The organism is Bradyrhizobium sp. NAS96.2, assembly GCF_001908235.1.
Classification (GTDB): Bacteria; Pseudomonadota; Alphaproteobacteria; order Rhizobiales; family Xanthobacteraceae; genus Bradyrhizobium.
The window spans coordinates 1-12810 of record NZ_LGHK01000041.1 but is presented as its reverse complement, the minus strand read 5'-3'; the positions used below and the strand labels follow the sequence as shown (position 1 = coordinate 12810).

General features: G+C 65.3%; 15 protein-coding genes. 9 read left to right on the top strand and 6 right to left on the bottom strand.

What is annotated here, in order from left to right; translation table 11 throughout:
- The first annotated feature begins 47 nt into the window (after nucleotides 1-47).
- From AC628_RS10930 to AC628_RS10920, 5 genes are all read left to right on the top strand, one after another.
- The gene (locus AC628_RS10930) at nucleotides 48-728 is read left to right on the top strand and encodes a transglutaminase-like domain-containing protein (RefSeq protein ID WP_074126852.1); all 681 of its coding nucleotides are present in this window, start codon (nucleotides 48-50) and stop codon (nucleotides 726-728) included.
- 36 nt (nucleotides 729-764) lie between these two features.
- Nucleotides 765-1691 carry a DMT family transporter gene (locus AC628_RS10925; protein WP_074126851.1) on the top strand — a complete coding sequence of 309 codons (927 nt, stop codon included), beginning with the start codon at nucleotides 765-767 and terminating at the stop codon, nucleotides 1689-1691.
- Between the two features lie 80 nt (nucleotides 1692-1771).
- Nucleotides 1772-1948 carry a hypothetical protein gene (locus tag AC628_RS43900; protein WP_168193348.1) on the top strand — a complete coding sequence of 59 codons (177 nt, stop codon included), beginning with the start codon at nucleotides 1772-1774 and terminating at the stop codon, nucleotides 1946-1948.
- Between the two features lie 160 nt (nucleotides 1949-2108).
- Entirely contained in the window at nucleotides 2109-2279 is a 171-nt protein-coding gene (locus tag AC628_RS43895) for a hypothetical protein (protein WP_168193347.1), read from the top strand.
- 344 nt (nucleotides 2280-2623) lie between these two features.
- Nucleotides 2624-3016: a hypothetical protein gene (locus tag AC628_RS10920; protein ID WP_074126850.1), complete on the top strand. Its 393-nt coding sequence runs from the start codon at nucleotides 2624-2626 to the stop codon at nucleotides 3014-3016.
- A 154-nt stretch (nucleotides 3017-3170) separates the two neighbouring features.
- On the opposite strand, the gene AC628_RS10915 is transcribed toward AC628_RS10920, so the two are convergent.
- Nucleotides 3171-3608, bottom strand: a complete 438-nt coding sequence (locus tag AC628_RS10915; RefSeq protein WP_074126849.1) for a hypothetical protein — start codon at nucleotides 3606-3608, stop codon at nucleotides 3171-3173.
- On the opposite strand from AC628_RS10915, the gene AC628_RS45790 reads away from it, so the two are divergent.
- Entirely contained in the window at nucleotides 3608-3742 is a 135-nt protein-coding gene (locus AC628_RS45790; protein WP_283806553.1) for a hypothetical protein, read from the top strand. The genes AC628_RS10915 and AC628_RS45790 overlap by 1 nt on opposite strands.
- Nucleotides 3743-3749: 7 nt before the next feature.
- Here AC628_RS45790 and AC628_RS10910 read toward each other — a convergent pair whose 3' ends face one another.
- Complete coding sequence (locus AC628_RS10910) at nucleotides 3750-4121, bottom strand: ElaB/YgaM/YqjD family protein (RefSeq protein WP_074126848.1); 372 nt, start codon at nucleotides 4119-4121, stop codon at nucleotides 3750-3752.
- A 77-nt stretch (nucleotides 4122-4198) separates the two neighbouring features.
- Nucleotides 4199-5311 carry an AI-2E family transporter gene (locus AC628_RS10905; protein ID WP_074126847.1) on the bottom strand — a complete coding sequence of 371 codons (1113 nt, stop codon included), beginning with the start codon at nucleotides 5309-5311 and terminating at the stop codon, nucleotides 4199-4201.
- Between the two features lie 209 nt (nucleotides 5312-5520).
- On the opposite strand from AC628_RS10905, the gene AC628_RS10900 reads away from it, so the two are divergent.
- The 3 genes from AC628_RS10900 to AC628_RS42785 all read left to right on the top strand — a co-directional run bounded on the left by AC628_RS10900 (nucleotide 5521) and on the right by AC628_RS42785 (nucleotide 7260).
- Complete coding sequence (locus AC628_RS10900; RefSeq protein WP_074126846.1) at nucleotides 5521-6339, top strand: L,D-transpeptidase; 819 nt, start codon at nucleotides 5521-5523, stop codon at nucleotides 6337-6339.
- 26 nt (nucleotides 6340-6365) lie between these two features.
- A complete protein-coding gene (locus AC628_RS10895) occupies nucleotides 6366-6995 on the top strand; it encodes a DUF2865 domain-containing protein (RefSeq protein ID WP_074126845.1) in 630 nt (209 codons plus the stop codon).
- 109 nt (nucleotides 6996-7104) lie between these two features.
- The gene (locus tag AC628_RS42785) at nucleotides 7105-7260 is read left to right on the top strand and encodes a Thivi_2564 family membrane protein (RefSeq protein ID WP_128971569.1); all 156 of its coding nucleotides are present in this window, start codon (nucleotides 7105-7107) and stop codon (nucleotides 7258-7260) included.
- Nucleotides 7261-7426: 166 nt separating this feature from the next.
- On the opposite strand, the gene AC628_RS10890 is transcribed toward AC628_RS42785, so the two are convergent.
- The 3 genes from AC628_RS10890 to cysD form a co-directional block, all read right to left on the bottom strand.
- Complete coding sequence (locus AC628_RS10890) at nucleotides 7427-9589, bottom strand: malate synthase G (RefSeq protein WP_074126844.1); 2163 nt, start codon at nucleotides 9587-9589, stop codon at nucleotides 7427-7429.
- Between the two features lie 257 nt (nucleotides 9590-9846).
- Nucleotides 9847-11766, bottom strand: a complete 1920-nt coding sequence (cysC, locus tag AC628_RS10885) for an adenylyl-sulfate kinase (protein WP_074126843.1) — start codon at nucleotides 11764-11766, stop codon at nucleotides 9847-9849.
- Nucleotides 11767-11813: 47 nt separating this feature from the next.
- Nucleotides 11814-12608 carry a sulfate adenylyltransferase subunit CysD gene (gene cysD / locus AC628_RS10880; protein WP_050425832.1) on the bottom strand — a complete coding sequence of 265 codons (795 nt, stop codon included), beginning with the start codon at nucleotides 12606-12608 and terminating at the stop codon, nucleotides 11814-11816.
- Nucleotides 12609-12810 lie beyond the last annotated feature (202 nt).

Here is a 12810-nt window from a genome sequence, read left to right as displayed (position 1 = left end):
TGCGTCAGCTGCATTGAACTGCGCTGATGGCTTGCTAAGCTTGCGCGATGACCGAGCATCTCACTGACACGATCAGCCGCCTCTACACCGACCCCGGCGAATATGTCGACAGCGACCATCCCGCCGTCGAGGCGTTCGCCCGCGCCACTGTGCCGGCTAACGCCAGCACGCGCGAGATCGCGAGCCGGCTCTACACCGCGGTGCGCGACGGTATCCGCTACAACCCTTATGTCAGCATGCGCTCACCGGAGAGCTATCGGGCTTCCAGCGTGCTCGCCGCCGGCAACGGCTATTGCGTCGGCAAGGCCGCGCTCTATGCCGCGGCCTGCCGGGTCCACGGCATCCCGGCCCGGGTCGGCTTCGCCGATGTCCGTAACCATCTCACTACCGAGAAGCTGCGCCAGAGCATGGGCTCGGACCTGTTCACCTGGCACGGCTTCACCGAAGTGTTCGTCGACGGCGCCTGGCGCAAGGCGACCCCGACCTTCAACGATACGCTGTGCGCCAAGCTCGGCGTCAAGCCGCTCGATTTCGACGGCCATTCGGATGCGCTGCTGCATCCCTTCGACGGCGAAGGCCGCGCCTACATGCAATATGTCAACGACCGCGGCAGCTATCACGACGTCCCCGCCAAATTCCTGATGCGCGAGATGGCGCGCGAATACGCCAACATGCAGGGCGAGGACATGTCCGGCCGCGACATGGAGCGCGAGGCGGCGGAGCAGTAGCGCACGCCGCGGCGCACCGGCTGAGGGGGCGGTGTCATGGATGCGGAGTTGCCGAAGGCGCCTGTCAGCCGTCCAGCCCCGGGCTGGGAAGACGCGGTCGCGCTGACCGGCTTCATCCTGGTCGCGGTCGGGCAAGCCTCCAACCAGGTGCTGGCGCGCGGTCTTGCCGGCTCGGTGCCGCCGTTCTCGCTGGCCTTCTTCCGCTGGAGCATCATCGCCATCGGGCTGGCGCCGTTCGCGATCGCGGCGATCCGCGACGGCAAGATCCCGCTGGCGCAGAACCTCTGGCCGATCCTCGCCGCGGGCTTCCTCGGCATGTTCCTGTGCGGCGGCCCGGTCTACATCGCCGGCATCACCACCACCGCGATCCATATCGCGCTGATCTTCGCCCTGTCGCCGATCATGGTGCTGCTGATCTCGGCCGCGCTCGGCACCGAGCATATCGGTCCGCTGCAATGGCTCGGCACGGCGCTGGCGCTCGCCGGCGCGCTGCTGATCGTCTCCGGCGGCCATCTGGAAACGCTGACCCAATCGAGCGCGGCCTGGGGCGATCTCCTGGTGGTGTGCGCGATGCTCGGCTGGTCGGGCTACACGCTGGTGCAATCCCGCGTCGCGCCGCGCGCCTCGCTGCTGGCGCGGGTCAGCCTGTTCTCGGCGGCGGGCGCGCTGTGCTCGCTGCCGCCGGCCTTGCAGGAGATGTGGGCGACGCCTGCCGCGGTGTTCAACGCGAGGGCGTTCGAGGCCTATGTGTTCGCCGGCCTCGTACCGGGCCTGATGGCCTATGCCGGCTTCGCCTGGCTCGGCGCACGGTTCGGCTCGGTGCGGACATCGCTCGTGCTCTACGTCGCGCCGATCGCGAGCGCGCTCTTGTCCTGGGTCATTCTGGGTGAGCCGCCGAAGCTGATCCATTTGGTCGGCGGCTTGCTGATCCTCGGTGGCGTCTGGGCGAGCCTGCGCAAATAGGCCAGTTCCCCTCCATTGCAACTTTTCCCGGCCTCGTGCGTTGAATCCGGCGTTGATTCAAGAACTTAGTTGGAGGCCGCATGAATCTGACTCCCCAGCAACGGAAAGAGCGTGATGCGCAGCGTCAGCAAGAGGCGTCGCAGGCGATGAAGGAGCACCGCGCCAACGAGAAGGCCTTCTACGACAATTTCCAGCGCCTCAAGGCCGAGCGGCAGGCGCGCGAAGCCGCCGAGCAGGCGCAGTCCGCTTCGAAATAACAGCCGGGAGCTACCCCGCCATCCGGATTGTCCGGATCTGACAGACCGAGAAGGAGCAGAGACGAGGGGCGAGCACGGCGCAAGCGGGCTCGCCCTCATGAAGCGATGAACTCTCCAGGCTTATGGAGCACGTCAGATGTAGGCTTATGGAGCACGTCAGATGTATTTTGCCGATAAGAAGACGGTGACCTGCAAATGCGGCGAGCCGTTGAGCGAATTGACGCTCGTCGACGACCAGACGACCGGAATCAAGTTTCATGTCGGTCGTTGCCCGTCATGCCGTGAGGTGACGGTTGTTCGATCCCAGGACACGCCATCGAGCGACGACTGAAGCCGGTCCTTCGCGACCTGACTTCAAATGCGACGCGTGCGTGACAGGCCGGCTGACACATCGTTCGCCGGCAGGGCGTGAAACACGAACCTCCAAAAAGGCGAGCCTCCAAAAAGAGCAGGGCGCGACCGGCATCACCACGGTCGCGCCCTACGTCGCCGGTCAATGGGGCAGGGGGAATAACCGGCTCTTCCAATGACTCGCAGACCCCGGACTCGTTCCGCGCGAATCAAAATTTTTTCGTACACGGTTAAGTGATGGCTGGACGCGAGAACCCCGCAGGTTTCGTTCGCGTTGTGTCCGTGATCGCCAACGGGAATTTCCATGGGGCGAGGGACATCACCATGTCAAAGATTCAAAAGGGAATTTTCGCTGCGTTGGCGGTTGGATTGACGCTTGGCGCGGTCCAGTTGGCATCCGGCCACGATCTCATTGGCGGGCAGCAGGTCACCACCCAATTGGCGCCGGAGAGCGCGGTCAATCGCGCCGCCAAGACCGACCGCGCCGCGGTTCCGGTGACCGGCCTGCCGAGCCGGACCGTCGCGCTGAAGCTCGACCGGCTGCCGGATACGTCGGTCCTGGTCCGCGTTCCCGTGGCGCGGGAAGAGGCCCGCAATCATCCCGCAGCGCCCGCCCGCGCGCGGCCCGGCGACACCCGCAAGGTCGCCTGCGAGCCGGTGGTCAGCGTCCTGACCGAAGTGGCCAAGCTGCTGCAGCCCGGCCGCTGCGTGACCTGAGTAAAGGCTCCGCGATCCCGACACGCAAAGCTGTCATCGCCCGCGAAAGCGGGCGATCCAGTACGCCGCGGCCCGTCCGTCCAATACAGTTGTCTCTGGAATACTCGATCGCCCGGACAAGCCGGGCGATGACATCGAGCTATAGAGGAAAGGCCTACTCTTCGTCCGGCTCGCTGTTACTGGCGGCGCTGCGGCCCGCCATCAGGCCGAGTGCGAGGCCGCCGACCGCCAGGATCGGGATCAGCCGCTTCACGCCGATGGCCCGCACGATCTGAAGGCCGGTGGCCACGACCACAGGGTCGGCAAACACGTTGGCTGCGGCGGCCTTTGCCGCCTTCTCGGCGCGCCGGCGCATCTCGCGCTTACGGACCGTGTAGACGCCGGCGGCGATCAACGTGACGACAAGGAACAGCGCGGCGCCGGAGAGGCACGCCTCCACCGGCCCGTAGTGCTGCAGCACATAGACGAAGGCGGCCGCGCACAGGAAGGCGATGGTGATGAACAGCGCGATCGCGGCGGCGGCGGCCAGCGACGTCAGCCGCAGCGCGTTGCCGGTGGATTCCTTGACGTCATCGATCAGCCGCTGAAGCATTGACCAGCCTTGTCTTCGACCTTGCCGTGAAAAGCGCATCGACAAACGAGGTGGCGGCGCGCCAGCGCTGCCATCTCATCCAGAACGGTGGTTTGCGCATGACCGCCATCGCAGGCCTCATCCGCTGGAGTTGAGCAGCGTCTAGCGCCGCCAGGTGACGCCGATCAAAAAGCCGAGGCCAAGCGCCAGGCCGACGGTCGCCAGCGGCCGCTGGGTGATCACCTCCTCCAGCGACTCCTCGATCGAGGATGCAGCCTCCTGCGCCGCGCCCATCATCGCGCTGCCGCGCTCCGACATGTCGTCGAAGGTCGATTCCGCGTTGGCGCGCGCATCCCTGTAGTGGCGGCGGGCCTGCTTGCCGGCGTTGCTGGCAAACGAGTTGAGCGCGTCGGTGATCTGCTCGGTGAGGGCTGCGATATCGTTCTTCACGGCGATGACATCCCTTTCGAGGCGCTCGTAGGTCGCTTTGTCCGTCATGTTCTTGATCCCAAATGCGCTGTCCGTGCTCGACATCGAAAGCTCCCGGAGAACGTTTGCGTTTGGAGAAAAACGCTTCGCACCAAGCAAAGGTTCCAGATGCGAAACCGTGGTTAGCCCTCAGGGAGCTGCGGCGAATTGACCGGCATCAAATGCTCTTTCACGATCAATGCCACGATGAGCAGCGGCGACGACAGAAAGGCGCCCATCGGGCCCCACAGCCAGGTCCAGAACGCCAGCGCGAGAAACACCGCGAGCGCGTTCAGCGACAGCCTGTGGCCGACGATCGTCGGCGTCACGAAATGCCCTTCCATGAAAGTCACGACGGCAAAGCAGGCCGGAGCGATCAGTCCGGCGCCGATGGTCGGCGCGGAGATGATGCCGACCACGACCAGCGTCACAAACATCGCGACCGGGCCGATGATCGGAACGAAGTTCAGCGTCGCGGCGAGCGCGCCGAGCCCGGCCGGATTGGGCATGTTCGTCGCTCCGCAGATCGCACCTGCGATGATGCCGACGCCGATATTGATCATCGTCACCGTCAGCAGGTAGTTGCCGAGATGGGTCTCGACCTCGTTGAGGATGCGCAGCGTGCGCAGCCGCGCTTCGCGTTCGCTGAAAATCATCACCAGCGCGCGGCGCAGATCCTTCCAGCTCGCGATGAACAGGATCAGGGTCGCGACGAACAGCAGGAATTCGGCGAAGGTCGGTGACAGGAATTCCAGTGTCGGCTGCACCCATTCGAATTTCGGCAGCTGGAAAGTGGCCAACGGGTCTGATCCGCCGACCATGCTCTGCATTTCCTGCCACAGCGCGAGCGGCCGGTCGAACACGTGCAGTTTCTGCTTCAGGATCGCGCCGAGCTCGGGCAGCCGCGAGCTCCATTCCATCACGGGCGAGGCAATCAGTCCGACCATGAAGGTCACGGCGGCGCCGACCGCGATCACGATCAACACCGCGCCGAGCGCGCGCGGTATCCGGTAGCGCTCGAGCAGGTTCGCCGCCGGCGACAGCATGGTGCCGACAATGAAAGCCATGGTGATCGGTAGGAAGAAGGCGCGCGCCAGATAGAGCACCCCAACGATGACAATGATCAGCAGCGCGACCAGCGCGAAGGCGACGACCTCGGCGCGGTTGATCACCGGCGGCAGTTCGGCCTTGCTGTCGGGGAGGGGCGTGCCTTCGGGCGCGTTGCCAAGCATACGTTCACCCGGAAAGGCGCGCACCAGTTTCCTCCTGCACGAGGACAAATGAATTTCGTATCAAATTGCGCGTGACAACGGCGCGTTCCGGCAAAGGTTCCATCGCGGGTTCGTGAGACGTGGCGGGTTGACAATCGCGGCTTCGCGACGATTCGTGCCGGAACTCTCTGGCCGCCACGTGCGTTGGCTTGGCATCGCATCACCACGATGCGCATCCCGTCCAGGGGCAGCACATGACACAGCAGTCTCTTTCCAGCCGCCGGCTTGCGTCGCGCGCCGCGCGCTCCCATGCCCGCACTCTTGCCTTCGCCGGCGTCCTGTTCGTGACGCCGTTCATTGTCACCACCTCGGCCGGCGCGCAGGTGCTTGGCTATGCGTCGGCGCAGCCGAGCGCATTCCCCTCCGACGAGGTGATGAACGATCCCTCGAGCGGGGCCACCGAGGACGGCGCGCTGCCGGAGCGGCTGCGCCGCACCACGGTTGCGCTCAACACGTCGGAAGCGCCGGGCACCATCATCATCGATACCGGCAACACCGCGCTCTATTACGTGCTCGGCGGCGGCCGCGCGATCCGCTATGGCGTCGGCGTCGGCCGCGAGGGCTTCACCTGGGCCGGCACCCAGACGATCAGCCGCAAGGCGGAGTGGCCGGACTGGCATCCGCCGGCCGAGATGATCAAGCGCCAGCCCTATCTGCCGCGCTTCATGGCCGGCGGGCCGGGCAACCCGCTCGGCGCCCGCGCAATGTATCTCGGCTCCAGCGAGTACCGCATCCACGGCACCAACGATCCCTCGACGATCGGCAAGTTCGTGTCGTCGGGTTGTATCCGCCTGACCAATGAAGACGTCTCCGACCTGTTCAGCCGGGTCGATATCGGCACCAAGGTCGTGGTGCTGCCGAAGAACGCAGCCCATCTTGCCGCGCGCGAACTCGGCCCGACCATGACGCAGATTTCGGTCCGGCCGGCGCCGGTGCAGCCGCGCCCCGCTGTGATAACGCTGCCGTCCGGCCGTCAGGCGATGAACATCCCGGCGACTTCGTCGTTGTACTGAGCATCGGTGTTGGACCGGGGATCGGTATGATGAAGCTCAATTCCAGGCGGTGGGCGTTCGGGACGGCGGCCTTGCTCGGGCTGTCCCTTGCGCCTGCGGCGCAAGCCCAGGATTTCTTTTCGCAACTGTTCGGCGGCTTCATGCATGGCCGTCCGCCGATGATCCGGGTGCCGTTCGATGATGGCCCGGCGCCTGTGCCGCGAGCCGAGCGTCGCGCGCGCTATGACGGCGGCCAGGCCTATTGCGTGCGCACCTGCGACGGCCGCTATTTCCCGCTGGCGGCGACCGGCAACCAGAGCAAGGCGGAGAGTTGCAACAGCTTCTGCCCGGCGAGCGCCACAGAGGTCGTCTATGGCGGCAACATCGACAATGCCGCGACGGAAGAGGGCAGGCCGTATTCCGAGCTGCCGAACGCATTCCGCTATCGTGACGAGATCGTCTCCGGCTGCACCTGTAACGGCAAGGATCCTGTCGGGCTCGCCGCGGTGAAGATCGAGGACGATCCGACCTTGCGCAAGGGCGACATCGTCGCCGGCAAGGATGGGCTGATGTCGGTCAGCCGTCCGGACCGCCGTGGCGCGCAGCTCAACTTCACGCCGGCGCCGGATCGCATCCGAGCCAAGTACGGCCAGCCGCCGGTGGTGGCGCGCGAGTAGCGCCGCTCACGCGAGGCGGCCCCCTCGGTTCCTGGCCGGAACCGGCCTCCCTCCTGCACGTTAGCAAGGTGCGCGTAGCGCATTCACTGATGCCTTCAGGGGGCTCCGCATGCTCGTCAGCGTACTCGTCACCTTCCTCGTCGTTATTCTCGTTCTTTATCTCATCAACATGCTTCCGCTCGACGGCCGCGCCAAGCAGATCGCACGCCTCGTCGTCATCATCATCGGCATCGTCTCGCTGCTGAAATATCTGACCGTGTTCTAAGATTCGTCATTGCGAGGAGCGAAGCGACGAAGCAATCCATCTATCCGCTATGTCGATGCATGGATTGCTTCGCCTCGCTCGCAATGACGTGGAGACGACGACGTATCTTCAACAAAAAAGCCCCGGCTCATCGCCGGGGCTTTTGCTTGTCGTCGCGATCCTGAGATCAACCTGCGGCCTTGGCCTCGCGGCGGCGCGCGGTGAGGATGTATTCGGTGTAGCCGTTCGGCTGCGTGCGGCCCTCGAACACGAGGTCGCAGGCCGCCTTGAAGGCGACGCCGTCGAATGACGGCGCCATCGGCTTGTAGAGCGGGTCGCCGGCGTTCTGCTTGTCGACGACGACGGCCATGCGCTTCAGCGACTCCATCACCTGATCCCTGGTGATGACGCCCTGATGCAGCCAGTTCGCAAGGTGCTGGCTCGAGATGCGCAGCGTGGCGCGATCTTCCATCAGGCCGACATCGTGGATGTCGGGCACCTTGGAGCAGCCGACGCCCTGGTCGATCCAGCGCACGACATAGCCGAGGATGCCCTGGCAGTTGTTGTCGATCTCCTGCTTCACGTCGTCGGGCGCCCAGTTCGACTGCGACACCGGAATGGTGAGGATGTCGGAGAGTTTTGCGCGCGGCCCGCCCTTGGCGAGCTCCTGCTGGCGGGCGTTCACGTTGACCTGGTGGTAGTGCAGGGCGTGCAGCGTCGCTGCGGTCGGCGACGGCACCCAGGCGGTGGTGGCGCCGGCCTGCGGATGGCCGATCTTCTGCGCCAGCATGTCCGCCATCTTGTCGGGTGCCGCCCACATGCCCTTGCCGATCTGGGCATGGCCGGGCAGGCCGTCGATCAGGCCGTTGTCGACGTTCCAGTCCTCATAGGCCTTGATCCACGGCTGCGCCTTCATGTCGTTCTTGCGGATCATCGGACCCGCTTCCATCGAGGTGTGGATCTCGTCGCCGGTGCGGTCGAGGAAGCCGGTGTTGATGAACATGATGCGCTTGGAGGCGCGCTGGATGCAGGCCTTGAGGTTGACCGTGGTGCGGCGCTCCTCGTCCATGATGCCGACCTTCAGCGTGTTCTCCGGCAGGCCAAGCATCTTCTCGACCTCGGCGAACAGGTCGCAGGTCAGCGTCACCTCGTCGGGACCGTGCATCTTCGGCTTGACGATATAGGCCGAGCCGGTGCGGCTGTTCTTGACCTTGGAATTGCCCTTGAGGTCGTGGATCGCGAGCAGGCCGGCAACCGCGGCGTCCAGCAAGCCTTCGGGGATCTCCTCGCCCTTGGCGTCGAGCACGGCGTCGGTGAACATGTGGTGGCCGACGTTGCGCATCAGGAGCAGGCTGCGGCCGTGCAGCTTCAACTCGCTGCCGTCGGGCTTCTTGTAGACGCGGTCGGCATTGAGCGAGCGGGTCAGCGTCTTGCCGCCCTTGTCGAAATCGGCCGACAGCGTGCCGTTCATCAGGCCGAGCGTGTTGCGATAGACCAGCACCTTGTCCTCGGCGTCGACGGCGGCGACCGAGTCTTCCATGTCGAGAATGGTGGAGACCGCCGATTCCAGGATCATGTCGGCGAGGCCGGCCGGATCGTCCTTGCCGATGACGTTGCTGCGGTCGATCTTGACCTCGACATGCATGCCGTTGTTGACGAGCAGGATCGCGGTGGGCTGGGCGGCGTCGCCCAGATAGCCGGCGAACTGCGCGCCGTTCTTCAGCGCGGTCGAATTGCCGCTCTTCAGCTTGACCGAGAGCTGGCCGGCGATCACGGCATAGGAGGTCACGTCGGTGTGGCTTCCGGTCGCGAGCGGCACGGCGGCATCGAGGAACGCCTTCGCCTTCGCGATCACCTTGTCGCCGCGCGCCTTGTTGTAGCCGCGGCCAGCCTCGCTCGGATCATGCGGGATCGCGTCGGTGCCGTAGAAAGCATCATACAGCGAACCCCAGCGCGCGTTGGCGGCGTTCAGCGCGTAGCGGGCGTTGGTCAGCGGCACCACCAGCTGCGGGCCGCAGATCTTGCCGATCTCGTCATCGACGTTGGCGGTCTCGACCTTGTGGGTCGCGGGCTCCGGCAGCAAATAGCCGATGTCCTTGAGGAACGCGGTGTAGGCGTTGATGTCGAACGCCTTGCCCTTGTTGGCGCGATGCCAGTCGTCGATCTTGGCCTGCAGCGCGTCGCGGACCGCGAGCAACTCGCGGTTCTTCGGGCCGAGCTTCTGGATGATGGCGGCGAGTCCTGCCCAGAACGCGTCCGGCGCGATCCCGGTTTTCGGTGTCGCCTCCTTGGCGATGAAATCGAACAGGACAGGGGCGATCTTCAATCCATGGGCATCGACACGAGTCATGATGGGCTTTCTCAAAGAAATGGGGCGTTTAGAGGCTGTTTTCGCAAGAAATCAGCAAAAAACGCGCCAAAGGGCGGCGTTCACGGTCCTTTTTGCCCTAAAGCCACGGTTCTGAGAAGGCCCCCTGTCATCACGCCCCTGGTGTCATGCCCCGCTTCAAGCGGGGCATCCAGTACGCCGCGGCCCATCGGCCGAGTAATTGCTGTCTCTGGAATACTGGATCGCCCGGTCGAGCCGGGCGATGACAGTGAGGGAAGCTAAATATTCGCCGCGAGGTCGGTCAGTTCGTCGAACAGGATGCCGGTGGTGGCCAGCATCCGCTCGATCTCGTCGGTGGCATCGCTGACCGAGCGGTTCGAGGTGTCGATGGTCAGTTCATTGCCGGCCGGCGGCTGATAATCATTGCCGATGCCGGTGAAGCCCTGCAGCGCGCCGGAGCGGGCCTTGGCGTAATGGCCCTTGGGATCGCGGGTCTCGCAGACCTCGGCAGGCGTGGCGACATAGATCTCGCGGAACGCGCTGTCGGCGATGCGGCGTGCCGCGGCACGGTCGGTCGCCGACGGCGATACCGCGGCGACGATCGCGATATGGCCGTTGCGCGCCAGATGGGTCGCGACCTCGGCGAGACGGCGGATGTTCTCGGTGCGATCCTGCGGCGAGAAGCCGAGGTCGCTGTTGAGCCCGGCGCGGAAGGTGTCGCCATCGAGCAGGATCGGCGAGCCGCCATTGCTGAACAGCCGCCGCTCCAGCGCCCGCGCCAGCGTCGACTTGCCCGAGCCGGGCAGGCCGGTCAGCCAGATCACCGCGCCATTGTGGTGGTAGCGCGCCGAGCGCTCGTCGGGCCGCAGCGCTGACTCCACCGGCACGATGTCGATCGGCACCGCGGGCCGGCCGGCGTCGACCGACAGCACGAGGCCGCCGCCGGCGATGCGGCCGTTGACCTCGATCACGAGGCGGCCGGTGCGCGGATTGTCGGTGTAGGGATCGGTCGCAACCGGCTGCGCCAGCGAGATATCGATCTCGCCGACATGGTTGCGCGCAATCGCGCTGTTCTCTTCGTTGGACAGCGCGCCGGGATCGATCGCCTTTTCGATCGCGACCACGGTGGCGCGGCTTTCCTTGGTGCCGAGCCGGATCAGGATCTGCTCGCCTTTGGTCAGAGGCTTGTCGTGCAGCCAGAAGATCCGGGCGCGGATGCGGCGGGTGTCGCGCGGGCTTTGCCCGCTATGTCCGATGATGTCGCCGCGCTCGAGGAACAGCTCGCGGTCGAGCGTGATGCCGACCGAACGGCCGGCGCCCTGCGGGCCGCCAACCGGCGTCACCGGCCAGCTTTCGACGGTCTTGATCTTCGCGATCTTGCCGGTCGGCATGATGACGATCTCGTCGCCGGCCTTCAGGCTGCCGGACTCGACGCGGCCCGCCACGATGCGGCGGTCGTCGAACTTGTAGATCGCCTGCACCGGCAGCCGCAGCGGCAGCTTCGCCAGCGGCTTTGCCGGCTCGAGCGCGTCGAGCGCCTCGACCACGGTCGGTCCCTTGTACCATTCGATCCGCGGGGTGTGCTCGGCGACGCCGTCACCATCGCGCGCGGAGATCGGGACCACGGCGGTCGGCGTCACGCCGAGGCCGATCAGGTGTGCCGAAATTTCCTCGCTGATCTCGTTGAATCGCGCTGCGCTGAAATCGACCCGGTCCATCTTGTTGACGACGACCGCGACCTGCTTCACGCCGAGCAGGTGCAGCAGATAGCCGTGTCGCCGCGTCTGCGAGCGGACGCCTTCGAGCGCGTCGATGATCAAGACCGCGCCGTCGGCCTGCGAGGCGCCGGTGATCATGTTGCGCAAAAACTCAGCGTGGCCGGGCGCGTCGATCAGCACGACGTCGCGCGAGCGGGTGCGGAAGCGGATCTGGGTGGTGTCGATGGTGATGCCCTGGTCGCGCTCGGTCTGCAGCGCGTCGAGCAGGAACGACCATTCGAACGGCATGCCGCGCCGTGCGCTGACCGCCTTCAGCATCTCGAGCTTGCCGTCCGGCAGGCTGCCGGTCTCATGCAGCAGCCGCCCCACCAGGGTGGACTTGCCGTGGTCGACATGGCCGACGATGACGATGCGTACCTGCGGCCGGGTGGTGCCGTTGGGCGTTGCCGAGATCGAGGCGGTGGGAAGGATCATGTTCATCGGAACGCTCGCACGAAGTGGAAAGCCAACTGATTGCTTCGGGGGGATCAGAGATAGCCGGCGACGCGAAGCCGCTCGAACGCATCCTCGGTCTCGTGGTCGAGCGCGCGGCCGGCGCGCTCCGGGATCTTGGTGGCGTCGAGCTCGGCGAGGATCTCGTCGATGTTGGAAGCGGTGGAGGCGACCGGGTTGGTGATGTCCTGATCACCCAGCGAGCGGTAGCGCTTGCCGTCCTTGGCGAGGTAGAGCGGGATGATCGGAATGCCTTCGCGCTTGGTGTAGGCCCAGATGTCGGCCTCGGTCCAATGCAGGATCGGATGGATGCGCAAATGCGCGCCTTGCGGCGGCGAGGCGTTGAAGTGATCCCAGAACTCCGGCGGCTGGTCGCGGACGTCCCATTCGCCCTCAAGGCCGCGCGGCGAGAACACGCGCTCCTTGGCGCGGGTCGCCTCTTCGTCGCGCCGAATGCCGGCGATCAATCCGTCAAAGCCGTATTTGTTGAGCGCCCATTTGAGCCCCTCGGTCTTGCGCGCAGCGGAGCGCGCCGCCGGCGGCAGCGTGGGGTCGACGGCGTCGATCGGCGGGCAGGGCTCGACGCGCAGGTCGAGATCCCATTCCTTTCCGAAGCGGTCGCGGAACGCATACATCTCCGGAAACTTCTTGCCGGTGTCGACATGCAGCGCCGGGAACGGGACGCGCCCGAAGAACGCCTTGCGCGCCAGCCAGATCATCACGTTGGAATCTTTGCCGAGCGACCACAGCAGCGCGAGTTTCTTCAGCCGGGCGAACGCCTCGCGCAAAATGTAGATGCTCTGCGCCTCCAGTTCGTCGAGATGGTCCATCGACGGCGGCTGAGCGACCGGAATTCCCGGCACGGAAGATGCTTGTGCAAGGGCTGCGGACCGCGTTCCGGCAGCGACGGATTCGTTGTCGAGAAGATGCATCTCTTGGCCTTGGCCTGTGGAGTTGAAAATTCTAAAGTTGCGCTGCAATAGAGAAGAAATAATTTTCTCTTTGCCGGGCTTGATCGAGAGATAAATAGAA

Coding starts and splice junctions, on each gene's coding strand:
- AC628_RS10895 (WP_074126845.1), top strand. CDS start 6,366: ATGATGAAGCTCAATTCCAGGCGGTGGGCGTTCGGGACGGCGGCCTTG.
- AC628_RS42785 (WP_128971569.1), top strand. CDS start 7,105: ATGCTCGTCAGCGTACTCGTCACCTTCCTCGTCGTTATTCTCGTTCTT.
- AC628_RS10915 (WP_074126849.1), bottom strand. CDS start 3,608: ATGCTTCAGCGGCTGATCGATGACGTCAAGGAATCCACCGGCAACGCG.
- cysD (WP_050425832.1), bottom strand. CDS start 12,608: ATGGACCATCTCGACGAACTGGAGGCGCAGAGCATCTACATTTTGCGC.
- AC628_RS10930 (WP_074126852.1), top strand. CDS start 48: ATGACCGAGCATCTCACTGACACGATCAGCCGCCTCTACACCGACCCC.
- AC628_RS43900 (WP_168193348.1), top strand. CDS start 1,772: ATGAATCTGACTCCCCAGCAACGGAAAGAGCGTGATGCGCAGCGTCAG.
- AC628_RS10920 (WP_074126850.1), top strand. CDS start 2,624: ATGTCAAAGATTCAAAAGGGAATTTTCGCTGCGTTGGCGGTTGGATTG.
- cysC (WP_074126843.1), bottom strand. CDS start 11,766: ATGAACATGATCCTTCCCACCGCCTCGATCTCGGCAACGCCCAACGGC.
- AC628_RS10900 (WP_074126846.1), top strand. CDS start 5,521: ATGACACAGCAGTCTCTTTCCAGCCGCCGGCTTGCGTCGCGCGCCGCG.
- AC628_RS10890 (WP_074126844.1), bottom strand. CDS start 9,589: ATGACTCGTGTCGATGCCCATGGATTGAAGATCGCCCCTGTCCTGTTC.
- AC628_RS10910 (WP_074126848.1), bottom strand. CDS start 4,121: ATGTCGAGCACGGACAGCGCATTTGGGATCAAGAACATGACGGACAAA.
- AC628_RS10925 (WP_074126851.1), top strand. CDS start 765: ATGGATGCGGAGTTGCCGAAGGCGCCTGTCAGCCGTCCAGCCCCGGGC.
- AC628_RS43895 (WP_168193347.1), top strand. CDS start 2,109: ATGTATTTTGCCGATAAGAAGACGGTGACCTGCAAATGCGGCGAGCCG.